Raw genomic sequence first — 20,054 nt, 5'->3', positions numbered from 1 at the left:
CCAAAGTGTGATATTTTGCTAGGCTCATTGGCTTTTTAATCCCGCAACTATGTCTGCTCCAATGCTACCGATCCGTGCCAGCGTGCTGGCCTTTCTCATGAGTGGCGCATCTGCGCTGGCGGCTTTTACCACGGAAATCGTGTTCTTCGACATGCCGCAAAATCTTCTGCGACAAGTCATCCCCGCGCCTTCGGCGCAGCTCGCGGCGCTGCCGGGCTATCCCAACAATCCGAACCAACTGACCCTCGCCGCGCAAATTTACGTGCCGGATGTTAACATCCACGGCAACGGGCCGTTCCCGGCGGTTATTTTTTTACACGGTTCGGGCGGCAACTGGTCCAATGACCTGATTGCCAATGGACCGCTCTCGCACCTGGAGCAGTGGGGCGAAATGCTGGCCGATCTGGGTTTCGTCGCGCTGTTGGTGGACAGCTACAATCCGCGCGGCATCGACGGTAACTTCGGCAGTCGCCGGCCCAGCTACGACCCGCTCGTCGACGACGATCTGTGCTCGCCCAACTACGAGCGCCCCAAAGACGTGGTGGCGGCCTTGACCTATCTGGCCGGGCGAGGCGATATCGACACGGAAAATATTGGTCTGATCGGCTTTTCACACGGGGCGCAAACCGGGATGAACGCGGTGCTCGATGCGTCGGTCGATCTGGGAACTTATGAGGTTAGCTACGTTGACTTGGTGGCGGTTAAAAATACAAATCCGGTTCAGTACGTCGAAGAGACGGTGATGAAGGAAGTCGACAGCCCGGTGCGCATACCGGACAATCTGCCGTTCCCGAAGTTTGGCGCGTTCTACTATGGTGGCGGCTCACACTACCGCTACCATGGTCAGGCTAGCTCAATTGCGGCGGGCCGTTACATGCTCGACCGCCGGATGCAGGTGCTGGTGTTTCACGGCACCGAGGATAGCCTCATGGGCATTGCCAACCCCAACGTGACGCCGATGACGGGCACGCTTTATCCGATGAAGCAGCTGCTGTCATCCAGTCTGCAAGCGCAGGCTGAAGGCGTCGATGATCCGCTGAAGCATCACTTTATTTTCGATTTGGCCGAGCACTCCTTCGACTTGGCGACGCTTGCCGCGGAGGTCGACTGGAACACCATCAACGAAGACGCCGACCAGAAAGCGAAGCGCCTGGCCCGCGTTGAGGTGCTCAAATGGTTGGAGTATTGCCTGCGCCCGGGACCAGCAGTTAGCATGGCACCACAGCCGTCGCCCGGCATGGTGGATTTAACGACAAACACCAACGCCAGCCTGCACTACCAGTGGCATTACAGCGATGATCTTTCAGCCTGGTTCCCGCTCGGGTCTGACTTCGATGGCGACGGCAACACCAGCATCACCGAAACCACGCTGGGCGGCAATGATACGCGTTTCTTTTACCTCGACTACCAGCCGATCGAGCCGCCGTTTGACGACCCGGACAATGCCGGTTTCTTCCGTGATTACAGCGATTTCAGCTATTAATAAGGGTAGGGCGGTGGATGGCGTAGGTCGGTCTCTTTAGAGGCCGACAGGTCGATTCTCGCCGAAATGCGGATGGCTAAAGCCAACCGCGCACGCCATTCCGGCGTGGCGGCTTGTCCCGCTAAGCGGGACTGCGCCCTACCTTTGGGAAACTGCGGTTGGCTACTCCCGCTCACTTAGGTAATCCAGGCGCAGCGAAACGAGGAGCATCCCCAGGACACACATACCAAACCAGCGGTAAGACTCGGGCAGCCCGGTGTAATAACCCACGGTAAATACGATGCACAACGCTGTGATGAGACCTGCGCCAATCCAGCCTTCGCGGCGGCTCTTGTCGTTGCGCAGTTGGTGAATCTCGGTCATCACGCTGGCACCGACGGAGCCCAATAGCATGTGCAGGATGAAGAACAACGAGCCCGTGAAAAACCGCGCCGCGGCGGCTGCAATGATGAGCAACAGGAACGGGGCCGACCAGGCGACGCCGCGTTTTTCCATGTCGTTCAGGGCGACTCTCGTGGTTGGGTCGGAGTAGATGACCAGGTTGAATATCGCGTCTTTGGCCAGCAGCAGAATAAGAAACAGCGTGATGGTGTAGTCGACTATGATATAGACTGCGGCCGAGCGAAACACCATACCGATCCACAATGGGATATCATCCCGCAGGAATAAAAAGCCGCCCATGACCCCCAGTTGCCACATGGTTGGCAGCTTCGTGTACCAGAGCAAAAAGCCAAAAAGGACACGGTAAACCACGCTGCGCGCCTTAAACGTTTCCAACAGACCGAGGCGAGCGCTTTCGTTGGTGGGATCGATGCGCAGGGCTTCGGCAAAGTGGGTGCGGGCGCGGTCGTAGGAGCCGCCCAGCAGGCAATTCCAGCCTTGGGTCATGTGGGCACCATCGTCGTCCGCCGCGTCGGCAAAGACGAGGTTCATGTCTTCCTCAGCCGCTTCGGCTTTGTTCATGCGGGCGAGGATGGCGGCGCGCAGTTGCAGGGCGTCGGTGCTTTCCGGATCCAGGGCGAGCGCGCGATTGGCGGCCTCAAGCGCTTTGGGGCGCTTGCCCTGCTTGAGCAGGATGTAGCCCATCAGGATGAGGTAGTGCTCGTCGTCGGGATCGATCTCGATGGCGGTTTCCAGCTCCTTGAGCGCGGCGCGGTGCTTGCCCATGTGGAAGAGGATCTCGGCATGAATGTAATGCGCATCGCCGTTCATCGCGTCGAGATCCAGACCAGCTTTGATGACATCGAGCGCCTCGCGGTAGCGCGACTGATTCGTCAACGTGCGGGCCAGCCAGAAAAAGGCATTGGCTTCGTTTGGCTCTTTGGTGATCCAGTCGCGGGCAATCTCCTCCGCTTCCTTACTCCGTCCCATTTGCAGTAGCTGCATGATGCGCACAAAATGCATGGACAAGGGAATGCATGACCGCCGTGCTTTTGGCGATTATTTATTACGGCATACTTCGATTGCACTCATTCCTTCTGCTGCTTTTCAAGCAGCTTGTTGATCGTATCAGGGTGCAGATCACTGCCGCGTAAGGTTTCTTCCGCGGCGACCGGGTCCGACTTATACAACTGCGCGTAAATATCCACTGCCGCTTTGTATTGCTGTCCGGTGTCGCTCAGCTCGGCGGTCCATTCAAGGGCGGTGGCGGGGTCGGAATTTTTTAAAGAATTCACCAACTGGACGACGCCGGTTTCGCGGACTTCGCCTTCGGGCAGCCCGGCGATCCACTCGGAGGCTTCGTAGCTGTTGTGCTCCAGCCATTGGCGGCTCACGGATTCCACGGCTTTGACCTGCTGGCTCTCGTCTTCAATGGAGAGGGCCCAGGCACCGGCCTCTGCCGGGTTTTGCCGGGTCCAGTTCCCGGCGATTTGCTTGGTCAGGTGGTCCATATCGCCATCCTCGCCCTTGGTGGTCAGGTAGTTGGCGACGGCGGCGGGATCGTTTTCCGCCCATTGCCAAAGGGTCTGCTTGCGCGCTTCGCTTTGTTCGCCTTCTTCGAGGCTCTTGGCCCAACTGAGGGCATCGTAGGGGTCCTGCTCGGCGAGGCCTTTGGCGATCTCGTTGATCATCTGGCTGCGCTGCGCGCCGGTTTCCATCGTGAGCACGTAGGCCTTGGCCTCGTTGGGGCGGTTTTTGGCAAACTCCGTCATCGTGCGGTTGAGGCTGGAGTTGCGCGCGTTGTCCTCTGGGAGACTCATCAGCCACTCCACGGCACTTTGCGGGTCGGTTCGCCGCCAGACGCCGGCAACGTTGCGCAAGGAATTCTCGTAGGCGTTGCCAAAGGGAAGAGTCTCAACGAATGCCGCTGCCGCAACGGGATCACTGTCCGCAAGGTTGAGGACGATGTTTCCGGTCAGCCGGTCTTTCATGCTGCCATCGGTGTTGACCAGCACCCACTCGAGCGCACGTTGGGGGTTTTGTTGACCAAAATTCCAGGACACCGATTCGAGCATCTTGTTGCGATCGGGGCCGCTGGGGACGGATTCCAAATAGGTCAGCGCGCCCTCGAAATCATCGCTCATCCAGACCCGCATCACGGTGGAGATGGCTGATTCGCGTTCGCTGGCGACCATGAGGTTCATGGCTTGGTCGGCGGCCTGTTGTTTGTCAGATCGGGCGAGTGCGCCGAAATAGCTGGAGATTGCCATCGAACGATTGGCACCGGGGTCCAGGACATTAATCGCGGCCCAGGCACCTGCGGGATCGGTGGTCGCCCATTTGCCGAATAATGCGTGGTAGGCCTGGTGCCCGCCGAGGTCCGGGTTTTGCTGGAGGGCCTGATAGGCGCGGGCCGGGTCTTTGGAAGCCATAGCACCTATCACCGCGCCAAACGCGCCCTGCTTTTCGCGGTAGTTGTCGATGGCGTATACGGCCTCCAGCGCGCCTTCGGGATCGGTAGAGCCCCAGGCGGAAAACAGCGCTGCCGCGTACATGCCGCGCTGCATTGGGTTTTGCGCCGACTGGTAGTAGGCGTAGGCAGAGTCGGAATCGCTCTCCACCCAGGCCGAGAAAATGAAAAACGGTGCCGCAAAATCACCAATCCCGGTCGGTGGCGACTGGCCTAGCTCTTCTAACGCTCGCTGAAGCTCGGCACTGCTCATGGCCTGCGCGGCTTGCAGGCTTTTGATCATGTTGTTCGCCGTTGGGCTGAGCTTCAATACGTCGAATGCTGCGATCTTATCGCTGTAGTCGAGACTGCGCAATTGCTCCACGACCGCTTCGTTGGCGGCTTCGACTTCGGCGGGTGTTTGCCAGTCCTGATTGGCAACGTTGGTCTCGTGGGCTGCTGCCTGCGTTTCGACTGCGGCAACAGATTCCGGCGCGGCTGAGCCTGAAAAAAGAAAATACCCGGCCGCCCCGCCCAGAAGAAGGCCAAGAATGAAGATGGGGGCAGCTTTCATGGTGGGGGAAAGATTAATCGCTAAAGCGTGTGGGTCGGTAGTTGGGAGACCAGATTTTGTAGCCAGGAATGGTAATTTCGCCGCCTTCAGCTTGAATGGTTTCTTCGATTTGAATTTGGCGCTGCTTGATGGAGGCCGACTGTGCTTCGAGGGCTTCGGTCTTCTGGGCGAGCATCTCGATTTCGGCGTTGCGCTTTTCCATCTCGGCTTGGCGTCGCTCCATCTCGCGCAGCAGCGCCTGCGTGGCTTGTGAATCCTGCTCAGCCTCAGCAGCGCGCTTGGCCAACTGCGCTTCCTCGGTTTTCATTTTCTCGCGTTCGGCTTGAAGGCGCTCCATCTTAATGCGCATGTTTTCGGCGGCGCGCTCGGCGTTTTCGCGGGCACGCTCTTCGCGAGCCAGTCGCTCGTTTAGCTCGTCAATGCGGGCCTTGCGCTCGGCGTCGATCCGGGCGTTGGCCAGCTCAGCCAGGCGCGCGGCTTCTTCAGCCTTGGCGCGCTCTTCCAAAACGCGTTGTTCGGCGGCGGCGAGCTCTTCCGCAGAGGCTTGGGTCGGTAACACCTCGGTCGCGACAACGGTTTCACTCTCCGTTTCCACTGGTGCCTGTTCTTGGGCACCATAACCGATTATCAACCAAGCTGCAAACGCCGCCAGGAAGGCGACGCCCATGAAAATGACAGCATTTTTCATGGGGCGATTGTCCCTACTGTTCGATAAACCGCAATGAGATTTCTTGGCATCCTGCGAATGGTTTATGCGTCGTTTTCCGCGCTGTCGGCCAGCTCCTGCGGTCTGAAAAAATAGTAAACGGTGATCAGCGCCATCAACATGGCAGGGTAAAGCGCTGCCACGAGCACCAGGCTGCCAGCAATGCCGATGGCCACGCCGGTCCACACCCCAATGACATCTGCCACCACGAGAAAGCAAATCGGGATCAGCACGATGATGATCGCCGCGACATACCCAATGGAGGTCGTGCCGAGGTAGAAGCCGTCTTCCTTGCCCAGGCTGAGGCCACAGTGTGGGCAGGCGTCTTTGAGTAAAAACCAATTGCGGAACAGGCCGCGCTGGCCGCACTTGGGGCAGCTGCCCGTCAGGCCACGGGAGAGGATTTCACCGGAGGAGGGGGGCTGGGGCATCACTTAGTAACTATTCAGGTCGCGCATTAGTTTGCTGGTTACCAAACGGTCCGTTTCCTCGTTCCAATCGTCGGCGTATTCCAGTGCGTAAATTTTCTCGGGCAGTTGCGGATTCCAGTTGCTGCGAATGCGGGTCAGCACGGTGGTGGAGCCAGTCTGAAAGTCGATCAGTTGTAGCTGCCTGGTGCGGGATTTCGTCTCGCCCTGGAAGTCAAAGTGCTCGTTGCTGAGCAGGTCCACGCAGTATATGAGCTGGCCGCTGTAGTCGTAAAACTCAATGCTCAGCGGCTGCTCGTCGGACTTGCGGATCAGCATGCGGCGGTGGTCATAGCCCGTGGCATCGCGCATGTCGCGCTCCCGGTAGCGGCCCACGATCACATCGACATCGTAGCCGCGGTAGTTGGCTGATTTTACGTTTTCGTAGATCCACGGATTGTGGTCGTCGTCGTAGATGCCTTCCAGATACCAGTCTGTGTCGCCCAACTTTTTGCGAACTTCACTTAGCTCAACCGGGCCGCCCTCGTCAGTATTGTGGTCATACATTTCGAGCTTGGGCCGTTGGTTGGGCTCTTGTCGGCTGAGCAGGGTGACGCCCTTGTTGTCGTCGTCGGGCAGGAGGCGGAAGACGCCGTTTATCTTGTCATCCTTGTAGCGAAAAATGATCAACATCTGGCCCTCAAATACGTCGCCATCATTGGTAATGCGCACGTAGCGATACAACTCGGCATACTCCTGAATGGTAAAGTGCCCCTCGGCGCGCTGGATAATGTCTTTGGCGCGTTCTTCGGGGGAAACCGTGCGAAAGCCGAGCAGTGCCAGGCTGGCAAGCAGAATGATGGACAGGCGTGTTTTCATAACAGCAGTTGATTAAGCAATCGTCCTGCCATTTATTAGAAAAGGCTTCACTTGGTCAAGCAACCGCTTAGGTGCCGTGCCCTCGATGTGGACCCCCTCATCGGTGACTTCCTTACTCGTGATGGCACCAGCCTCGTGCAACTGATTGATGAGGTCGTAGCGGTCGTGCGGGATCAGTAGCTCGACGGGCTCGCCCCATTCGCCAATGCACTCCTGGCACTTGTCGAGCAGTTTGTCCAAGCCATAGCCGGTCTTGACGCTGATAAACAACGCATCCGGGTAATCATGGCGCAGCATCGTTAGCTGCATGGGGTCTTCAATCTTGTCCACCTTGTTGAAGACGGTGATGATCGTCTTTTCGTCGGCCTTGAGCTCTTTGAGGACGTTCATTGTGGTGGCGTAATGGTGCTCCACATCTGGGCTGGAGGCGTCGAGCACGTGAATCAAGAACGTCGCCACGACGGCTTCTTCCAGCGTCGCCTTAAAGGCCTCGACAAGGCGGTGAGGCAGGCGGCGGATAAAGCCCACCGTGTCCGTCATGAGCAAGGCCTGTCCACTGGGTAATTCGGCGCGGCGGGTGGTCGGATCGAGTGTGGCAAAGAGTTTGTCCGCCGCGAGCACCTCGGACTGCGTGACGCGGTTGAGCAGGCTGCTCTTGCCCGCATTGGTGTAGCCAACGATCGAGGCCGTGGGCAAGGGGACACGCTGGCGTTTTTTGCGCTGCACCTCGCGGTGTTGGAGGACCTCGGTCAGCTCCTTCTTCAACCGCGAAATGCGGGTGCGGATCATGCGTTGGTCCATTTCGAGCTGGGTTTCACCGGCGTCACGCTGGACGGCACCACCGCCGCGCTGACGGTCCAGGTGGCTCCACGCGCGCTTCATCCGCGGCAGCTCGTACTCCAGCCGCGCCAGCTCGACTTGGAGTGACGCCTCCTTGGTCTGCGCGCGGCTGTTAAAGATATCTAAAATGATCTCCTGCCGGTCGATGACGAGTATCTTCCCGCCGAGCTCCTTCTCCCAGTTGCGCTGCTGACCAGCCGAGAGCGGTTCATCGAAAATCAGCGAATCGCAGCCGTGATTCTTAATCTCCTCGGCGATCTCACGGACTTTTCCCGTGCCGAGCAAAAAGGCCGCATTGGCCTCCCGAATTTTAACGACCTGCTTCACGCCGACACCTATGCCTAAATTGCTGACCAACTCTTCCAGCTCATCGAGCAGTGTCTCGGCTTCCCCTTCGGGCATCTTGGGTCCGCGCACCCCCAGCAGGAACGCGCGGTTAATCATCGGGTTCAGGTCATCAGTTTGAATCATAGGCTAAACCTAAGAGCTAACAGGCTATTTTTCCCGTTGGCAACGGGATTTCGCACATGGCCGCGGGCAGCAAATGATAACGAACGCTGGCGGATCGCGAACCTCCGTGTTCGCATCACGTTTGCCAGGTGCCCATGCTGGTAGATTGGAAGTGATGGGTAGAATGCGAATACAGAGGTTCGCGTTCCGCCATTGTTCCGCCACTCCTCCGTTCGACACACCGCGAACTCCGTGAATTCAGACTTGGCCCGGGGGCGCAATGTGGCACAATGCTCCGTTTTTCCCGAACGATGAATACCGCGAAACCAAACGTTTTTGTTTACGACACGACCCTGCGTGACGGCACGCAGGGCGAAGGCATTTCTTTCACCGTCAGCTCCAAAGTGCGACTGGCGGAGAAACTGGACTCGTTCGGTATTGATTACATTGAGGGCGGTTGGCCGGGCTCGAACCCGCGAGACATGGCGTTCTTCGAGCAGGTGAAGAAGGTGAAATTCAAGCACGCCAAGGTGGCGGCATTTGGCTCGACGCGCCGCGCGAAGCTCGCCGTGGAGGAGGACCCGCAGGTCCAACTGCTACTGGAGGCGGAGACGCCGGTGGTGACCTTTTTCGGCAAAACCTGGCTCCTGCACGTGGAGGAGGTGCTGCGCACGACGGCCGAGGAAAACCTCAAAATGATCGAAGACACTACGCGCTACCTCGTCGATAACGGGCGTGAGGTAGTTTATGACGCAGAACACTTTTTCGACGGTTACAAGGACAACCCCGAGTTTGCACTAAAGACCCTGGAAGCTGCTCAACGCGGCGGGGCGTCGTTCCTGACCCTGTGCGACACCAATGGCGGCACGCTCGTCGGCGAGGTGCAGGACATCGTTCAGAAGATCGTAGCGCATTTCCCGCAGACCCGGATTGGCATGCATTGCCACAACGATGCGGGATTGGGCGTAGCCGTTTCGCTGGCGGGCGTCGAGGCGGGTGCCACGATGGTGCAGGGCACGATGAACGGCTACGGCGAACGTATCGGCAACGCCAACCTGACGACGATCATCCCGAATCTTTCGCTGAAAATGGGCTACCCGATGGCTTGCTCGGGAAAGATTGCCAGCTTGCGCGATCTGTCTCTCTTTACAGCGGAGCTCGCGAACCAGCGCCACGACAGCAAGCAGCCCTACGTGGGCGCATCGGCCTTTGTCCACAAGGGCGGGGTGCATGCGGACGCGGTCAACAAGGTGAAGCATTCCTACGAGCACATTGAGCCCGAAGCCGTTGGCAACCGCACGCGGGTGGTCGTTTCGGATATGTCGGGCCGCGCGTCGATCATGATGAAGGCGCACGAGATGGGCCTCGACGTCGAATCGAAGTCCCCCGCGATGAAGAGCTTCCTCGATGAGTTGAAGACGCTGGAATTCAAGGGCTACGAATACGAGGCTGCCGACGCGTCGTTTAAGTTGCTCATCCGCCGCTATATCGATGGTAAGAGCGAGCCTTTCACGATTCAGAATTTCAAGCTCAACGACGAATACGGTGAGTGGAAGGACGACGTGACTGCCGAGGCGACCATGAAGGTGAAGATCGGCGAAAAAGTTTACCACGTAGTGGACGAAGCTACGGGCCCGGTTGGCGCGCTTGACGGCGCGTTGCGCAAGGCGCTGGAGGCGGAGTTCCCGAAGGTGCATGATGTCCGCCTGACCGACTTCAAGGTGCGCGTGCTGGATGGGCAAAAGGCCTCGAAGGCAATCGTCCGCGTCCAGATCGAGTCGACCGATGGCGAAAACATTTGGGGCACCGTGGGCGCGTCGGACGATATCATCGAGGCTTCGCTGGAGGCATTGCGTGATGCGTTCCTGTATAAGATCGCGCTGGATCAAGGTGAGGCGTAGCTCGCGTTTTGGTGTGAATTAGACGGGCTGGAAAGCGCGTTTTTGGCGGCGAATAATTTTGCCAGCCGCGCAAATTCCAATAGAGTGGAAACTGTCGTATGATTCCCACTATGAATAAGTTATGCCTATGCGTCATAGCCCTTGTCATTGCGTCCGTTGCGCATGGACAGATGTCGCGCGACTTGCACGACTTACAGATTCGCTACCGTGAGGCGCGGGCAGATGCTTCGGCTTATCTGAAAATTAACAGCATTACGGTCAAGGGGACGCTGGAGCAGGACGGGCGCAGCATGGCGTTTGAGCTAACCCAGCGCAGCAGTGGCGAAGTCCGCTACACACTGGATACGCCGGATGGCACGGTCACGCAGGTTTACGATGGGGAAGATGGCTGGCGCTGGATTGCTGGTCAGCCCAGTTTGGGCGTGCGAAAATTGACCCCGCAGCAGCTGCGCTTTTTCCTGCTGAACAACTCGTTTTTGACGCCGTTTGATTCGCCGGATTCCTTCCGCTTGACGACCTCTTACAAAGGCCTGGAGCTGAATGAGCAAAACATCCCCGAGCACCATGTGCGGCTGGAAGGCTACGCTCATGGCGACGTGCTGGATGTCTGGATCGACGCAAATTCGTTCGTGGAAAGCCGTCGGGCCTACGCGCCGGAGGAGGGCACGACGCCACTGGTTACTGAGTTTTCCGACTACGAGCGCATGGACGGTTTGCTGGTCCCCAGACTGGTGAAGACGTCTTTCAACGGCAAAGTAATCGCTGAAGCCAAGCTTGAAAAAGTCGTGCGCAACTCCGGCATGCTGAGCTTTTATTTCACCAAGCCTTCCAGCTACAAGGTGGTCACTGACAGCAGCGGTATTGCCGCACAGAAGCGTTAGAGCACATCTATTTAAAGTGTAGGTGCTCTAGTTAATCGGCTCGGTGGAAGCGATTAGCCAGTCGCCGTCGATTTTTTCCAGCTCGATGCGGTAGCGGCCGGAGTGGCGCTCGGAGTCACCTGCGACCGTGGCACGGCCCGTGATGGTGGCGGTGACAATGGCGCGGTTGCCATCGATGGTCACTTGCCGACTCGACATGGATACATCCGCCTCGCTCGCGTAGGAAAAGACATACATAAACACGCCGCTAACGCCGTCGCGGCTGGTCACTGCGGCGCGTCCGGGCCAAGCCAGCAAATAGGGGTCTTCCGTGAAGTAGCCGGACAGCTCTTTGGCTGACGTCAATTGGGACAGTTTTGCGGGCTGGGTTTCGTAGGAAAGTTTATCGCAAAGCTTGTCGAGCAGGCCGTTGATTTCGGCCTCAGGACCAGACTCACCGGAGACAATAAAGAAGATGGCGACCGCTGCGATGCCCAGGGAAATAAGGGCAATTTTCAGGTTTTGCTGGAGCCAGCTCATTTAGACTTTTTCTCCGCCTTATACTGCATGGTTGGCGTATCCTGAAAGCTGGATATCTGCCAGGAGGACTGGAATTTTTTCAAGGTAACCACGTGGCGGTCGGTGCGCACTTCGGCACCGTAGAAGGTATCTTGGCCGGGCGGATCGACACGCGCGTTTTGGAGCACGGTCAGGGTGATGGTGTTGCCGTCCTCAGAGACGACTTTATCCTTGAAGGAATACCAGGTGAAGCGGACGTCACCATTGAGAAAATTTTCCCGCTGCTGCCGAGCTTGAAATGCCTCCAGCACCGATTGATCAGCGACCAGTTGCTTAACTCGCGAGGATTCGCCATCAAGCAAGGCACCGGCGAAGCGTTTGTAGACCATCGCCTCGGAGCTAAAATTCGTTACTAGATACGTGTATCCGAAGTAGCCGAGACCACCTAATAGGAGGATGAGAATGAGATTCTTGAGCTTCATGCCGTGCCTGTGCTTGTATTTGTCACCATTGAGTATCACTGAAAATATTCAATGACAATACGAATTGAAACCAGAAATGCTTCATCGGGTCTGCTAAACATTTAATTAGCAGTTACTTTGCAAATTATGCAGAATTAGAGCGGATACACCCCGCAGGCATTGGGCCTTAGCCCTCGCGCCATAGGGCCAGCACGCTGCCTACCAACTGGGCGGAAGGCACGGTCTGCTGTTCACCGGAGCGCATGTGCTTGACGGTTACGATCCCTTGCGCGAGCTCCTCTGGGCCGTAAACCAGGGCAAAATCGGCACCCGAGCTGGATGCCTGCTTAAACTGCTTGCCCATACCGGCACCCTTGTAGCTGAGCTCGGCACGGAGGCCTTGGCGGCGCAGTGCGTAGGCATCGGCCAAGGCGATCTTGAAGGCGTCGTCTCCGCTGTAAACGAGGAACACATCGGCCTTGTCGATTAGCTTGGGCAGGCGCTTGAGCTCGTCGAGCAGGTCCATGAGAACCACGTCACCCATGCCGAAACCAACGGCCGGCATCGAGGCACCACCGAGCTTTTCAATGAGGTCATCGTAGCGACCACCACCGGCCAATGCACGGCCCTTGCCGACGGTTTGAAATGCCTCGAAAACGAAGCCCGTGTAGTAAGCCAGCCCACGAACTATACGCAGGTCGACTTTTACGAAATGATCCAGACCGGCGGCGTCGATCAGCGAAAGCAGTTCGCGCCAGGCCTCCAAGCGGCCATTGAGCTTTTCGCGGGCGTCGCTGGCGAGGTCCATCTTGTCGAGGAAGGCGGCAATCGCGCAGACATCGGGCAGCTCCTGAAACTCCTGAATAGCCTGTAGGACCTTGGCGGGATCGCTGGCACCGAGCTCGGCCAAGGCGGCCTCGGACTTCTCCGGCGGCATACGCTCCATTTTGTCGATCACGCCGAGCGCGGCGGTGGCTTGATCACCCGAGAAACCAAGGCTCTCGATGAAGTAGTACCACAGATTGCGGTCGCTCAGGCGGACAATGAACTCACCCGCGCGTAAGCCCTGGTTGCAAAGGCTCTCAACGAGGAGGCCGATCACCTCGGCATCGGCGATGGGGCCGGGCTCGCCGAGGATGTCGGCGTTAAACTGGTAGAACGAGCGCAGGCGTCCCTTTTGCTGGCGCTCGTAGCGGAAATTCTCGCCGATGCTAAACCACTTGACGGGGCGGGGCAGGGCGTTGGCCTTGGCCCCTACCATGCGGGCCAGGGTGGGGGTCAGCTCCGGGCGCAGGGTGACGGCGCGCCCGCCTTTGTCTTCAAAATTAAACAACTGGCCAACGATTTCCTGGCCACTCTTGGCCGTGAGCAGTTCCAGGGATTCGAGCACAGGGCCGTCGTATTCCTGAAAGCCGAAGCGCTTGGAAGTCTGTCGCCACACGGAAAACAGATGATTGCGCAGCGAACAGTCTTCAGGGTAGAAGTCGCGGAATCCGGGTAATGTTTTATAGGTGGCCATGTTGTATATCGGTTGAAGAAAAGCGGTAAACCGTAGGCCGATGCCGCCTCAGGGCAACGCTAAATGAGCACGAGAATGATCGCTGCGACGAGCATCATGGCACCCGCCATACGCCGCCCCATCACCTTGCCTCCAGCCTCGCGTTCGCGGTTGCCAAACCAGCTGCCGACCAGCCACACGAGCACTATCCCCCACAGCCCACGGGAGGCGTAGATGATATTCACCGCCGTGGCGTCGCCCCAAAATGCGATGGATGTGCCAATGCACACGGCCTGGATGGCCATGAGGGTTGAGCCGCCGATCAACCATTTCCAGGCTGGCTTGGGGATGCCGCGCAGGCCCCCTTCGAAGAACGGGATTAACAGCAGGGACTCCAGCAGCATCACGCCGTTTACGGTAGCCAGAAACCAGCCCGGGCCAAAGGCACCCGCGTGTTTCATGACCATCGCATCGGTGAGACCAAACACGGCCGATGCCGCCAGTGCCATGACCGCCGTGCGCCAGACTGCGCGGCGGTTCGACCAATCCGAAAAGCCCAGCAGGAAAATCGCGACCGCCGTCAGCCCCGCGCCAATCCACCAATGCAGTGGCACATGGCCGGCACCAATGATCACGCTGAAGGCTGCGACAAAGACGACCTTGGTGCCCATCATCGGGGCTTGCACGGAAACATCGCCCAGCTTGATCGCGGCAAAAGTCAGCACATGGCCGATGAAAAAGCCCGTGCCCGCCAGGATCGGCCAGTGGACTTGGCTCCAGTCCGGCTGCCCGTCGGCCAGCAGCGCCATCGGCGCAAAGGCCAAAAAGAAGGCGACGTTCGTCATGAACGACAGCCGCAAAGTGCCTGCGCCTTCCTGCAGCGCCCGCTTACTGAACAACGAGGACAGCGCATACAGCGCCGCCGCGATGGCGGGCAAAATATAGTGAATCGGCATGGCGGGCACGGGAGGCGTCAGACTGACGCGGCAATATCATCCGCCGCGAGCAGGCCAGACATCGCGGCACCCTCCACCTTGGGGGCGTGGAAACTGTCACCCGCCATCCACAGGCCGAGCCCGGCGTTGGCGTAAAAGTCGCGATCATGCTCAGTGAGGCGGTGGGCGAATTTCCAACGATGGCCCTTCACGGAGAGGATATTGGCCTGGAGGTGTGGCTTTGCCGCCTCAACGAGCAGCGGCAGGCGCTCGTCATCAGGCGCGTCAAAATACTTTTCGGCAAAATCATGCCCGCTATGGATGGTGACCGCTGGCAAGGCGCTGATGCCTTTTTGCTGGTTGTCTGCCATCCATTGAATCGGCTCGGGGGGATTTAGCTTGAGGCGACCGGGGGCAGGCAATCCACTGGGGCCATCCAGCTCAGCCATGGCAGCGATGGTCTTGGCGTAGCGAATCGAGCGCAGGAATGCGTCGTCTTCGGAGGGCAGCGAAACACCGCCCGCATCGAGAATTTCCAGGGCCTGCGGCACCGGTGCATTGATCAGCAAGCGCTGGCCACGAAAGGTGTTACCGTCCTCGGTTTTCAGGATCCATTCGCCTGACTCCCGACTGGCCGATGTTATCTTGGACTGACGGTGGAGTTCCAAGCCGTCGACTAATTTTTTCGCGACCGCTGTCATCGATGGCAGGGCGGCATAGCGCATCATGGGCGGCTCGTCGCCAAACTGTTCGAACCACAACTTTACGACGCGCTGGTCGAGCCACTGGTCCACCCACGTCTTGAATCGCGGGTTGGTCACCGAGAAAAACTGAGCGCCATGGTCGTAGGACGCATCGCCATCTCGCCGAGTCGCCATGCGGCCTCCTACGCCGCGGCTCTTATCAAAAATGGCCACCCGCAGGCCGTGTTTATCCACGAGCTCGCGCGCTGCCAAGAGCCCGGCGATGCCCGCGCCAATCACGAGTAGATCGATCTTTGTGTCAGCCATGGTTTATTTAAGTATGTGCCGTAGTGCGGCGTCGAGCGTAGGAAATTGAAAATTGAAGCCCATCTCGGTCAGTCGCTTGGGCACGGCGGGTTGATCGGCGAGCAGCGTTTCGTCGACTAGCTCACCAAAGGCCAGCTTGAGCGCGATTTTGGGTGCGGGCACTTTGGCTGGGCGGTCGAGGGCCTTGCCCAGAGCGGTAGCAAACTCCTTGTTGGTCACGATTTCTGGCGCACAGAAATTATACGGGCCGGATGCCTGGTCGTTATCCAGGAGAAAGAGGTATGCCGACACGGCGTCGTCGAGGGCAATCCAGCCCAGGCGCTGTTTGCCCGAGCCAATCGGGCCGCCCACACCGAGCTTAAACGGCGGCAGCATGCGGTCCAGTGCGCCGCCATTTTCGGCAAGCACAACGCCGGTTCGCGCAATGGCGACGCGGGCACCGACCGAGGTTGCATTCATGGCGGCAGACTCCCAGTCGCGGCAGATTTCCGCGAGAAAGCCCTGTCCAAGCGGTGCTGATTCATCGACCTCCGCGCCGGGCTGCGCCCCGTAGTAGCCAACGCCCGAGGCCGAGAGAAAGACGCTTGGAGGCTTGGCCATTTTACGCATGACATCGACGAGCATGTTGGCGCTTTTGATGCGGCTGTCGCGAAGAATGCGTTTGCGCTCGTCCGTCCAGCGTTCGTCGGCAACGCCCGCTCCGGCCAGGTGGATAACCGCATCAATGCCCTCCAGGGCATTGTCTGGCAACTCGCCTTGCTCAACATCCCATACGACGCCGCCAGGTTGTGATGAGCGCGAAATGGGGACCACTTCATCCCCCCGTGCACGCAGGGCAGTGGTTAGCGCGGTTCCGACCAGGCCAGTGGCCCCGGTGATGGCGATGCGTTTTGCGTTGGGCATAGTTTTAGCATGGCTTAAACTGACAAGTTCGCAAGTGCGCCGCATCAAATAACAGCAGGCAAAGACACCTCCGCCTTAGATGTCTTCAGGCGGAGGGCTTTGCAGCAGTCACCGGGATAGACGCGGTGACTTGAGACGCAGCGGGTTAGGTCCCGGGTCGAAAAGTGTTAGTCTATTTATCGGCACCTGGAGCGATTTCTTAAACAGACACCGATTGGCTGCTAATAAGAGTAATGATTCGTAGCAAAATTCCGGTGCCTTACTTTGGCATCTCGACGGGGGCTTCCACGAGGTCACCAATGCGGTAATTTTCCGGCAATGGGGCGACGCGTTCGTAATACTCTGGCAACTTGTTTTCAACGATTCCCTCGGCGATCAGGTCGGCTTCGGGACGCTGGCCCAAGTCGCCGGTTTGGTCGAGGAACTCAGCCAGTGCCTTTCGGTGTGCGGCGAGTTCTTTGCCAACTGATGGGGCGCTGGCCAGATTGTTCAGGCAATGTGGATCCTGCTGGATGTCGAAAAATTCTTCAGCGGGTTTCTCCGTTGAGAACCAGTTGGCTTGCGCGGCGTTTAGTTGTCCCTTGGCGTTCAGTTCGCGCATCTGCTGCGTGGTGATCTGCTTTTCCATGTATTGCTGGCGCGAAGCCCAAGGCAGTTGCGGAAAGTCGTTTCGAATGTAGTGATACTTGCGACTGCGGGCGACGCGGACGCGGTCGAACACCTCGTCCATTCGGTCGCGCCCGGCGAATACATACTTGGGCTCGGGTTGCGTATCCGGGCCCAGAAAGATGCGACCCTGCGCGCCATCGATTGGCTTTGCATCGCAAAGTGACAGAATTGTTTTGGAGAGATCTAACCAACTGACGAGCTCATCGCTGACGCTGCCGGGAGTCGTTATGCCGGGTGCGCTTACGATCAATGGCAGGTGGATACCGGCGTCGTACATCCAGCGCTTTTCGCGTAGCAAGCCGCGACCGTGATCCGAAAAGTAAAAGATGATGGTGTTGTCGCGCTCGCCGGATTTTTCCAGTGCATCGAGCGCCTGGGCGATGCCTTTGTTTTGCGCAATGAGTGACTCATAATAGCGCGCAATGTCCGCGCGAATCTCCGGCGTATCGGCGAGGTAGGGGGGCACGGGAACGCGAGCCGGATCGACGCGGTCACTCTCCGTCAGATGCGGCGCTACGGCGTCACCCCAGGCATCCGGCCACATTTTGCTCTCGTGGCTGATCTCGTAATTGCGGTAGAGCAGCCACGGGCGGTCTTTCAGTTTTCCGCTGGCGAGGTCGTCATACCACGAGCTGCAATCGTCGGCAAAGCTCGACGGCGGCTCGAAGTTGAAGTCCGTCTTATTCGTCCAATTAACGTAGTAACCCGATTCACGCAGCGCTTCGGTGAAGAGCTTGGGCGGGTGCTTCAACATGGAGCGCATGTGGTGCGAGCCTTGCGAAAACGCGGTCTTGCCCATCATCATGGCAGAGCGGCTGGGCGCGCAAACCGGTGCCGTGGAAAACGCATTCGTGTAGCGAGTGCCAGCTGCCGCAATGGAGTCCACAGCCGGGGTGCAGTTCACGGGGTCGCCATAACAGCCTTGGTGGCGGCCAGTGTCTTCGGCGACGAGGAGCATGATGTTCGGGCGTTTCTTCATAAAAAATTGGGTTAACGTTCGCCACATTCGGCCATGAATGCCTCACGGGCTTCGGCGGAATTGCGGTTACGAAACGCGGTGAGTGTGGGGTCTTCAGTTCGCTGCATCCAAGCTTCCAATTCGTTTCGCAGCGCGTTGAGCTCATCGGCATAAGCGGGATCGTCGATCAGGTTTACAAGGGCATGCGGGTCGTTCTGGAAATCGTAAAATTCCTCCGGCACACGATAGAGAAAGAGCTGCACGCGAGCGGCAAGTTCGGGGTCCTGCGCGGCGGCGGCTTGCATGGCGTTAAAAGTCCTCCCGGCCTGGGATTCGTTCATAAAGACGCGCTGGCCGTTGGACCACGGGTTGAAAATATAGCCAAAGCGGCGGTTTTGCACGCAGCGCATCGGGTAGTTTCGTTGGCCTGCGGTCTGGTGAAATTGCGTAAACGCCAACGCGCGGCCGCCTTGCTTTTCGCCACGTAAAACGGGCAAAAATGATTCGCCGTCCATGCCATCCGGTTGTGCGACGCCAGCGGCCTCCAGAAGGGTGGGGGCAATGTCGATGCCGGTCACGAAATGCTCGCGGTCTACGGTGCCAGACTGAATGACGCCCGGCCAGCGCATGATCCAGGGGGTCCGCGTGCTATGCAGGTAGCAGTTGGTTTTGGCAAACGGGAAGGCCATGCCGTTGTCGGACAAAAAGATGACGAGCGTGTTGTTTTCGAGGCCTTGCTCGCGCAGCATGGCCAGCGTTTCGCCCACGGTATCATCGCAGCGCCGAACCGAACTGTAATACTCGGATACTTCCAGGCGGACTTCCGGTAGATCCGTTAAAAAATCGGGAGTGGTGACTTCATCCGGCGTAAAGGTTTTTGATGGTTTCGCCGCCGGTGATTCCCGGTCGTCATACCAGGCAGATTCATCATTGCCGTAAAACGGCCGATGCGGATCGTGGCTATTGAGCATCAGAAAAAACGGCTGCCCACTGGCTTTACTTTGCGATACAAAGTCAGCCGCGCGCTGACGGTAGATTTCCGGATTGCGGCCCTGGCCGAGGTCTTCGCGATCGAGCGCCATATCCCACTGGAATTCGGCATACGGGGTTGAATGTTCGAGTTTGCCAAGAATGCCCACGCGGTAACCGCCGTCGCGTAAGAGCGATGGCAGGATCGGGACGTTGTCCTGACGTAATGGGTGAAAGCCTTCGCCGCCGCTGCGGTGAGGATAACGCCCCGTCATCATCGCCGAGCGCGATGGCCAGCAAACGGCGATGGTCACATGAGCGTGGTCAAAGCGTATGCCGTCTGCCGCGAGCTGATCGAGGTGGGGCGTCGTGGCTTCATCGGGGCAACCGAAGACACCCACGGCGTCCCAGTTCATGTCGTCGGCGGTGATCAGGAGAATATTCGGGGGAGGCATCGTTTATATCAATCAACTGATGCCTGAGGGCAGGGCAACTCAATTTGGTTGCAAGCATATCCGGAAATCCTATCAAGCTAGAACATGCCCTATAAAGCCCTTGTTTTCCATGGTGGTTGGGAAGGCCACAGCCCAAAAGAGATTGCCCAACGCTACGTTGCCGCGCTGACCGAGCATGGTTACGACGTCACCCAATGCGAAGGACTGGACTGCCTCGATGATGCGACGCAGCTGGCCTCATATGACTTAATCATCCCGTGTGTGACTATGGCGGAGCTTTCGCACGAGCGCGAAGCGGCGCTCACGAATGCGGTGAAGAACGGCACCGGCCTTGCGGCGGCGCATGGCTCGGGCGACGCGTTTCGTGGGGCGCTGAACTACTGCCACATGATGGGCGGCCAATTCGTTTCGCACCCCTACGTTGGCGAATACGCGGTGCGCGTGACGCAGCCGGAGCATCCGCTGACTGCGGGCATGCCGTCGACCTTTGCCTACGATTCCGAGCAATACTACCTGCACGTTGATCCGGGTAACAACGTTCTGCTGGCCACGGATTACCAGTTCGACGGCAACACGATTAACATGCCGGTCGCGTGGACCAAAAACTGGGGTGCTGGCAAGGTCTTCTATTGCGCGCTCGGGCACAAGCCTACCGAATACGATGAGCACCCGCACGTGTGGCAATTCATTGTGGATGGCGCGCTGTGGGCCACGCGAAAGCCCGCGTAGCGCAAGTTGCGCAGAACG

18 protein-coding genes are annotated in these 20,054 nt (G+C 58.4%); 4 read left to right on the top strand and 14 right to left on the bottom strand.

Going from position 1 to position 20,054, the window contains the following annotated elements; all coding sequences use genetic code 11:
* The first annotated feature begins 49 nt into the window (after positions 1-49).
* The gene (locus O3S85_RS05965) at positions 50-1,483 is read left to right on the top strand and encodes a dienelactone hydrolase family protein (protein ID WP_269538898.1); all 1,434 of its coding nucleotides are present in this window, start codon (positions 50-52) and stop codon (positions 1,481-1,483) included.
* Between the two features lie 162 nt (positions 1,484-1,645).
* Here O3S85_RS05965 and O3S85_RS05960 read toward each other — a convergent pair whose 3' ends face one another.
* The 6 genes from O3S85_RS05960 to hflX form a co-directional block, all read right to left on the bottom strand.
* Complete coding sequence (locus O3S85_RS05960; RefSeq protein ID WP_269539059.1) at positions 1,646-2,887, bottom strand: tetratricopeptide repeat protein; 1,242 nt, start codon at positions 2,885-2,887, stop codon at positions 1,646-1,648.
* A gap of 65 nt (positions 2,888-2,952) precedes the next feature.
* Positions 2,953-4,887 (bottom strand): hypothetical protein, encoded by a 1,935-nt coding sequence (locus O3S85_RS05955; RefSeq protein WP_269538897.1) that lies wholly within the window; start codon positions 4,885-4,887, stop codon positions 2,953-2,955.
* Positions 4,888-4,900: 13 nt separating this feature from the next.
* Positions 4,901-5,575, bottom strand: a complete 675-nt coding sequence (locus O3S85_RS05950) for a hypothetical protein (protein ID WP_269538896.1) — start codon at positions 5,573-5,575, stop codon at positions 4,901-4,903.
* Positions 5,576-5,637: 62 nt separating this feature from the next.
* Positions 5,638-6,024 carry a DUF983 domain-containing protein gene (locus tag O3S85_RS05945; protein ID WP_269538895.1) on the bottom strand — a complete coding sequence of 129 codons (387 nt, stop codon included), beginning with the start codon at positions 6,022-6,024 and terminating at the stop codon, positions 5,638-5,640.
* Positions 6,025-6,027: 3 nt separating this feature from the next.
* The gene (locus O3S85_RS05940; RefSeq protein ID WP_269538894.1) at positions 6,028-6,879 is read right to left on the bottom strand and encodes an outer membrane lipoprotein-sorting protein; all 852 of its coding nucleotides are present in this window, start codon (positions 6,877-6,879) and stop codon (positions 6,028-6,030) included.
* 12 nt (positions 6,880-6,891) lie between these two features.
* Positions 6,892-8,190 (bottom strand): GTPase HflX, encoded by a 1,299-nt coding sequence (gene hflX, locus O3S85_RS05935; RefSeq protein ID WP_269538893.1) that lies wholly within the window; start codon positions 8,188-8,190, stop codon positions 6,892-6,894.
* A gap of 290 nt (positions 8,191-8,480) precedes the next feature.
* Between hflX and cimA the strand changes: the two genes are divergently transcribed.
* Both cimA and O3S85_RS05925 read left to right on the top strand, forming a co-directional pair.
* Positions 8,481-10,070: a citramalate synthase gene (cimA, locus tag O3S85_RS05930; RefSeq protein WP_269538892.1), complete on the top strand. Its 1,590-nt coding sequence runs from the start codon at positions 8,481-8,483 to the stop codon at positions 10,068-10,070.
* A gap of 110 nt (positions 10,071-10,180) precedes the next feature.
* The gene (locus O3S85_RS05925) at positions 10,181-10,951 is read left to right on the top strand and encodes a hypothetical protein (RefSeq protein WP_269538891.1); all 771 of its coding nucleotides are present in this window, start codon (positions 10,181-10,183) and stop codon (positions 10,949-10,951) included.
* A 27-nt stretch (positions 10,952-10,978) separates the two neighbouring features.
* Here O3S85_RS05925 and O3S85_RS05920 read toward each other — a convergent pair whose 3' ends face one another.
* The 8 genes from O3S85_RS05920 to O3S85_RS05885 all read right to left on the bottom strand — a co-directional run bounded on the left by O3S85_RS05920 (position 10,979) and on the right by O3S85_RS05885 (position 19,307).
* Positions 10,979-11,470, bottom strand: a complete 492-nt coding sequence (locus O3S85_RS05920; RefSeq protein WP_269538890.1) for a nuclear transport factor 2 family protein — start codon at positions 11,468-11,470, stop codon at positions 10,979-10,981.
* Positions 11,467-11,931 (bottom strand): hypothetical protein, encoded by a 465-nt coding sequence (locus O3S85_RS05915; RefSeq protein ID WP_269538889.1) that lies wholly within the window; start codon positions 11,929-11,931, stop codon positions 11,467-11,469. Before O3S85_RS05915 ends, O3S85_RS05920 begins: the two co-directional genes overlap by 4 nt.
* A 166-nt stretch (positions 11,932-12,097) precedes the next feature.
* Positions 12,098-13,429 carry a histidine--tRNA ligase gene (hisS, locus tag O3S85_RS05910; RefSeq protein ID WP_269538888.1) on the bottom strand — a complete coding sequence of 444 codons (1,332 nt, stop codon included), beginning with the start codon at positions 13,427-13,429 and terminating at the stop codon, positions 12,098-12,100.
* 59 nt (positions 13,430-13,488) lie between these two features.
* Positions 13,489-14,364 (bottom strand): DMT family transporter, encoded by an 876-nt coding sequence (locus O3S85_RS05905; protein WP_269538887.1) that lies wholly within the window; start codon positions 14,362-14,364, stop codon positions 13,489-13,491.
* Positions 14,365-14,381: 17 nt separating this feature from the next.
* The gene (locus O3S85_RS05900; RefSeq protein ID WP_269538886.1) at positions 14,382-15,353 is read right to left on the bottom strand and encodes an NAD(P)/FAD-dependent oxidoreductase; all 972 of its coding nucleotides are present in this window, start codon (positions 15,351-15,353) and stop codon (positions 14,382-14,384) included.
* 3 nt (positions 15,354-15,356) lie between these two features.
* Positions 15,357-16,256 carry a TIGR01777 family oxidoreductase gene (locus tag O3S85_RS05895; protein ID WP_269538885.1) on the bottom strand — a complete coding sequence of 300 codons (900 nt, stop codon included), beginning with the start codon at positions 16,254-16,256 and terminating at the stop codon, positions 15,357-15,359.
* A 259-nt stretch (positions 16,257-16,515) separates the two neighbouring features.
* Complete coding sequence (locus tag O3S85_RS05890; protein WP_269538884.1) at positions 16,516-17,904, bottom strand: sulfatase family protein; 1,389 nt, start codon at positions 17,902-17,904, stop codon at positions 16,516-16,518.
* 11 nt (positions 17,905-17,915) lie between these two features.
* Positions 17,916-19,307 carry a sulfatase family protein gene (locus tag O3S85_RS05885; protein WP_269538883.1) on the bottom strand — a complete coding sequence of 464 codons (1,392 nt, stop codon included), beginning with the start codon at positions 19,305-19,307 and terminating at the stop codon, positions 17,916-17,918.
* A gap of 84 nt (positions 19,308-19,391) precedes the next feature.
* Between O3S85_RS05885 and O3S85_RS05880 the strand changes: the two genes are divergently transcribed.
* Positions 19,392-20,036 carry a ThuA domain-containing protein gene (locus O3S85_RS05880; RefSeq protein WP_269538882.1) on the top strand — a complete coding sequence of 215 codons (645 nt, stop codon included), beginning with the start codon at positions 19,392-19,394 and terminating at the stop codon, positions 20,034-20,036.
* Positions 20,037-20,054: the final 18 nt, after the last annotated feature.

The organism is Cerasicoccus sp. TK19100, from assembly GCF_027257155.1.
Taxonomy (GTDB): Bacteria; Verrucomicrobiota; Verrucomicrobiia; order Opitutales; family Cerasicoccaceae; genus Cerasicoccus; species Cerasicoccus fimbriatus.
The sequence above is the reverse complement of the archived record's forward strand: the minus strand, read 5'-3'. Positions and strand labels throughout refer to the sequence as shown.